We start from the raw sequence: 5,351 nt of genomic DNA, 5'->3' as shown, positions 1-5,351 counted from the left end.
GATCGACACCATTGAGGTTGAGATCAAGGATCCGGATGCTCCGGCGCCTGCCCCGTCGGTCACGGAGACCAACACCACGGTTCCGGCTAACAACGAGCCGCACCCCGTTGGCAAGGTCGAGAACCCGACTGGTGATGAGACCGGCAAGCTCGTCGATAAGGACGGCAATGAAATCCCGGGCTCCAAGGTCGAGATCAAGGACGGCAACGTCAAGGTGACGGTGCCGGAGGGTACTGACCCGCAGGATGCCAAGGTCATCGTCTCCAATGGTGATGATGAGAAGATCGGTGAGATCGATGTCAAGATCGTGAACCCGAACTACGGTGATGCCAAGAAGGTTGAGGCCGGCAAGACTGAGACTTCGAACAACCCGTTCGGTGACGCCAAGGCTCCGGAGGGCACCAAGGCTGAGGGTACGCAGTCCAAGGGTTCTGAGGATTGGACCTTCAAGCCTGGCGAAACCACCGGTGTTGTTGAGGCAACGGCTCCTAGCTACGCGAAGGTCGACGAGAAGATCGCTGAGAAGCTGCCGGAGATCCAGAAGCAGGAGAAGGGTAAGCGTTGGGATGAGTTCGTGAAGATCTTCACCCCGTTCGCGAAGCCTTCTGTGGATGTTAAGTTCACCTACCCGAATGGTTCGGAGGACAACGCAACCGCTGACTTCGACCTGGTCGGCAAGGACGGCAAGTCCCTGCTGCTTCCGGAAGGCGACTTCGACGGTGACGGTAAGACGAACCGTGAAGAGATCGAGGGTGGCACCAACCCGGCTGGCGTCGACGAGGGTGACAAGACCAAGGACGAGACCGCTCCGAAGGTCAACCCGATCAAGCCGGGCGATAAGACCATCACCGGTACGGGCGACCGTCCGAACGAGGACATCAAGGTCACCCTGCCGAACGGTAAGGTCATCGAGACCACGACCGATAAGAACGGCAAGTGGGAGATCAAGGTCCCGTCTGACGTCGACCTGAAGCCGGGTCAGAAGGTCATCGTTGAAGACGGCGACAAGAACAGCACTGAGGCAACCGTCGGTATCGACACTGCCAAGTGTGTTGCTACCTCCGTCGGCTTCGGTCTGCCACTCATCGCGCTGCTCCCGATTGGTCTGGCTACCCAGTTGGAGATCCCGGGTCTGTCCGACTTCGCTGCACAGGCGAATGCTCAGATCCAGAACTTCAACACCCAGATCCAGCAGCAGATGGGTATCTTCAACCCGCAGGTCGCTTCCCAGGTGGATGCAATCAACGCGAAGCTGGGCCAGTACGGCACTGACCTCGCAACGGTTGCAGGTGGTCTGGCTCTGATCGCCGCTGGCATCCTCGCCGGCACGATCATCTACGACAACTGCTCCCCGAACGGTGGCGGCTCTTCCGTGAAGGACCTCGAACTGAAGGGTTCTTCCGGCAAGACCTACGCTGGTTCCTCCAAGGAGGAGAAGCCGACTACTCCGGCAAAGCCGACGAACTAGTTAAGTCTTGAGTCTCTCGTAGGCTGAAGATAAGCGCTAACGATCGCCCCGCTCACCAATCGGTGGGCGGGGTGATTAGCTTTAGCAATCGGGTTTTTCTGTGGTGGGGCGCGATTACCGCAACACCACGGGCCTGGGTCTGCTGGCTTGGCCATGCCGGCATTTCCGCCGAGGAGACGAAGGCGGACGGCCACGCGCTGAACTCGGGCAAGAACTTCTACGACAAGTGCCCGGAGGGCCTGAAGGATCAGTTCTGTTTCGTCGGCCAGTCCACCATCCCCGCGGACTGGAAGAATCTGGTGTTGCGTTCCAACTACATCGGCAAGGCCGACGGCATCATTGGCGTCACGCACGAGCACGATCAGTTGGCGGAGGAGGACCTGACTGTCTACGAGCTCGCGGTACTCGCCGCTGCCGATAACAATCTCAAAGCAGGGGCATTGCTTATCGACGACGCCCACAACGGCATCGTTCTCCACCACCCCAACAACGCCTTGAACGTCCGCGTGGAAAACAAGGGCATCGACGCCCACACCTTCACCGTGGAAGCCCGTTGGGGCAACGGCAAGTCCGCACGCAAGGACATTGCGCTGGCTGGCATCGCGGATAAGGACAACTACGCCGGCGACCTCGCCATCCCGATGCAGGACCTCGCCGGGGTGCAGGGCCCGAACACGCCTGTCGAGCTGTCGGTGAAGAACCAGAACGGTGAGACCGTGTTCGACGAGACCTTCCGTGTTCCCGTCCTCGACCTGACCAAGCAGGAAGCCGAAAAGGTGCTTAAGGACCTCCCGTCCGCGAAGGTGAACAAGGAGGAGCAGAAGAAGGTCGAGCAGGTGCTGCGCCCGGTCGTGCAGCCGCCGGCCCCAACCACTTCGGCGCCGTCGCCTGCGCCTACCCCGAAGGAGACCGTCACCGTGACGCCGACGCCTAAGCCTGCGCCCGCCCCGGTGACCCAGACCCGCGGCCCGGTGGAGACCGCCAACCCTTCGGATTCGGCAGGAGAGCCGTCTGATGGCTCCTCCGCGAACGGCGGCGCGATCGCCGGCGCCGCCTTGGTAATCCTCGGCGCCCTCACCGCCCTGTTCGGCTGGTGGTTCAAGAACGGCGAGTAGCTCAAGCTGCCGTTCTAGGCTGCCTCTCCGGCTCGACGCCTGTGGTGGATTCTTCCCATCACAGGCGTTTTACGTTTTCGCCGTCTTTACACGTGACCATTAAAACGTCACTCATTAACCCCGTTATGGGGTGGCGGTGAAAGGTTTAGGTTTTCCTAAGCTGGCAACTGGCTAAAGGTGCTGGATGTTGCTCAAATCTGTAGACAACTACGGAAACTGCTGGAAGTGTGCTTGCGTGGTCCGTCCGCCCCACTATCTCGGCTTCCTTAGCTGTGTCACAGGTAGTATTTTACGGCCGTACAACAGCAATGGCCAGCGCTTTTAGTGGCGAGTGTCAATAATTTTCCTCAGGATGTGAACAGCTGTTGGGTGGCTTGAGGGACCTTTGCCGCCTCCTGTCAGGTTCTCTACGGTGGTGTTCGTAGGCCCTGTTAGTAGGTGTGTTTTGTTTGCTCGTCAGGGTCGTGAACCTTTGACGCTAATCCTTTCTGGAGGGAAATTAATGAATAAACGTCACATTGGCCGCCGTCGCGGCACGTCCGTAGCCGCGGCTGCGCTGTCATTTGCGCTGGTTGCTCCGTTCGCTCAGCCGGTCGCGTTTGCGCAGGAGGAAACTGCTGCTGTCTCCCAGGCGCCGGCCACTGAGGAAAACGGTGCGATTGTCGCCGACGGCATTGCGAACGGCTACGTCAAGAGCGCTACTGGCATGACGAATGCCAAGTCGACCCTGTCTGGTCGCGCGTTTATTGACGATGGCTACGGCTTCAGCCCGACCGACGGTGGCCAGCAGGCTGTTCCGGAAGGCACGAAGGTCTACATGCAGTGGATCGATAAGGATGGTGCCGTTTCGCCGGTGTACGTTGCCCGCACCTCTGACCAGCTCAGCAAGAGCAACACCTCGCAGGCTGGTCCGGGCTCCTATGTGTTCGATCTCCGTGAGCCGTGGATTGACCACCACGGGAAGAAGCACACGTACAAGGCTTCCACGAATCAGTACTACCGTCTGTGGATCGACCCGTTTGTTGACGAGCGCAACGGCTTCACCGTCTACCCGTTCCGCCAGGTCGGCGGCTTCTTCCCAGGCGCATACCGCAACTCCATGGGTGCTGACCAGCAGGGTGCATGGAACACCATCGGCACGAACATGCAGCGCACTGCTGTGCTGATGCAGGCTGATCGTGATGTGCCGTACATGCATAAGCCGAAGGCTGATTGGATTGCGGATACGGATGAGACTGTCCCGCGGCAGGCCACAAATTCTGCGATGAAGGGTCATGTGGGCGGCAAGGTCTGGCACGAGACGAAGGACGCTCGTCTCAACGGCCCAAACGGCACCGGCGATGTCCCGGCTAAGGACATGTACGTGGTCATGAGTGTGCTGACCCAGGAGGGCATCGGCGCATATGCAGAGGCAGTTGACACGTTGCCTGAGGCGCAGAAGCTGGCCGCTGCGAAGAAGCTCCTCACTGAGCACCCGGAGTACATTGCAGCGACGGTGCGCTCGAAGGTTGGTGAAGATGGGTACTACTCGGTGAAGTTCCCTGAGGGAACTCTCACGAATGACACGAAGAAGTACCTGTACGCGCATGTAGAGACTGCTGATGGCAAGATTCCGAGCGCTTACTCTGCATGGCGTGTTCCGCTGTTTAACTCGCCGAAGAACAACGGCACGCGTAACCCTGCGCCTATTGCTGCTGAAAACTTTGTGCAGAATCCGATGTGGTACAACGTGAACTTCGCGTTGGTGCCGCGCCATGATGTGAAGTTGGATATCACGAACTTCAACATGACGGACAAGCCGGCTGATATCGGCGATACCGCGAAGCTGAATGTGACCGGCCCGTTCCCGGTGACGCCAAACAAGGTTGTTTGGAAGAAGAACGGCAAGGTCGTCAAGACCTGCGACAACATCGGTAGCGTTGCTGATGCCAACGCCTGCACCATCACCGTTCCGGAGGACGCTGAGACGGGCGACATCTTCACCGCTGAGTTCGTCACTGGCGAGAACACGGTGCTGGCCGCTGACTCGTTCACCGTTGTCGTTCCGGTTGTTCTTCCGTTCGGTTCGGTGAAGGACGAGTACAAAGAGTTTGATGCACTGTCCGTACTGCCGAATGAGCCGGAGAACAAGGTTGAAGGCGCTAAGCCGACCTACAAGGTCGATGGTCTTCCTGAAGGGCTGACGTTCGACCCAGAGACCGGCAAGATCTCTGGTACGCCGACGACGCCGGGCACCTCTGAGGTGATCGTGACGCGTGACGTCAAGGTCACGGTGAAGGAAGAACGTCCGGTTCTCGACGAAGACGGCAATCCGAAGTTCATGGACCCGTCGGCTCCTGAGGACAAGCGCGTCATCAAGACCGAAACGGTTGATGTTGAGGAAGTCCAGCACGATCGCGTGCCGACCCTGCTGACCGTCACGGATTCGCCGCTGAAGGCTGCAACGATCAATACCGAGTATGAGCAGCAAGTTGTGCCGACCGGCTTTGAGAGTCACCCGCACAAGCTCAAGGTGAAGGACGGCTCGCTTGAGGTTGCTAACCTTCCTGCAGGTCTGGACTTCGATGAGAAAAACGGAAAGATCACCGGTACTCCGACTGAGGAAGTCGAGGCTGATGAGGACACGCCAAACGTCACCGTGACGTACACCTTGGTGGATCACAACAACAAGGAGTACAAGGTCACCGACCGCGTTCCGCTGCCTGTTGGCCAGAAGACCACGGTTGATGGCACTCCGAAGCCGGTTGATCCGACCGATGAGAAGCAGG

General features: G+C 58.9%; 3 protein-coding genes. All 3 read left to right on the top strand.

Going from position 1 to position 5,351, the window contains the following annotated elements; all coding sequences use genetic code 11:
• A partial coding sequence (locus HMPREF2656_RS12965; protein ID WP_168167515.1) for a SoxR reducing system RseC family protein occupies positions 1 to 1,468 on the top strand: 1,468 nt, incomplete at its 5' end.
• 71 nt (positions 1,469 to 1,539) lie between these two features.
• Positions 1,540 to 2,583, top strand: a complete 1,044-nt coding sequence (locus HMPREF2656_RS01740) for a hypothetical protein (RefSeq protein WP_141760968.1) — start codon at positions 1,540 to 1,542, stop codon at positions 2,581 to 2,583.
• Positions 2,584 to 3,085: 502 nt separating this feature from the next.
• Positions 3,086 to 5,351, top strand: a 2,266-nt coding sequence (locus HMPREF2656_RS01735) for an Ig domain-containing protein (RefSeq protein WP_210400942.1), incomplete at its 3' end; no start/stop codon positions are given.

The sequence above is a fragment of the Corynebacterium sp. HMSC034B08 genome, from assembly GCF_001835805.1.
GTDB lineage: Bacteria > Actinomycetota > Actinomycetes > Mycobacteriales > Mycobacteriaceae > Corynebacterium > Corynebacterium coyleae.
This window is presented reverse-complemented; position numbering and strand designations above follow the sequence as displayed.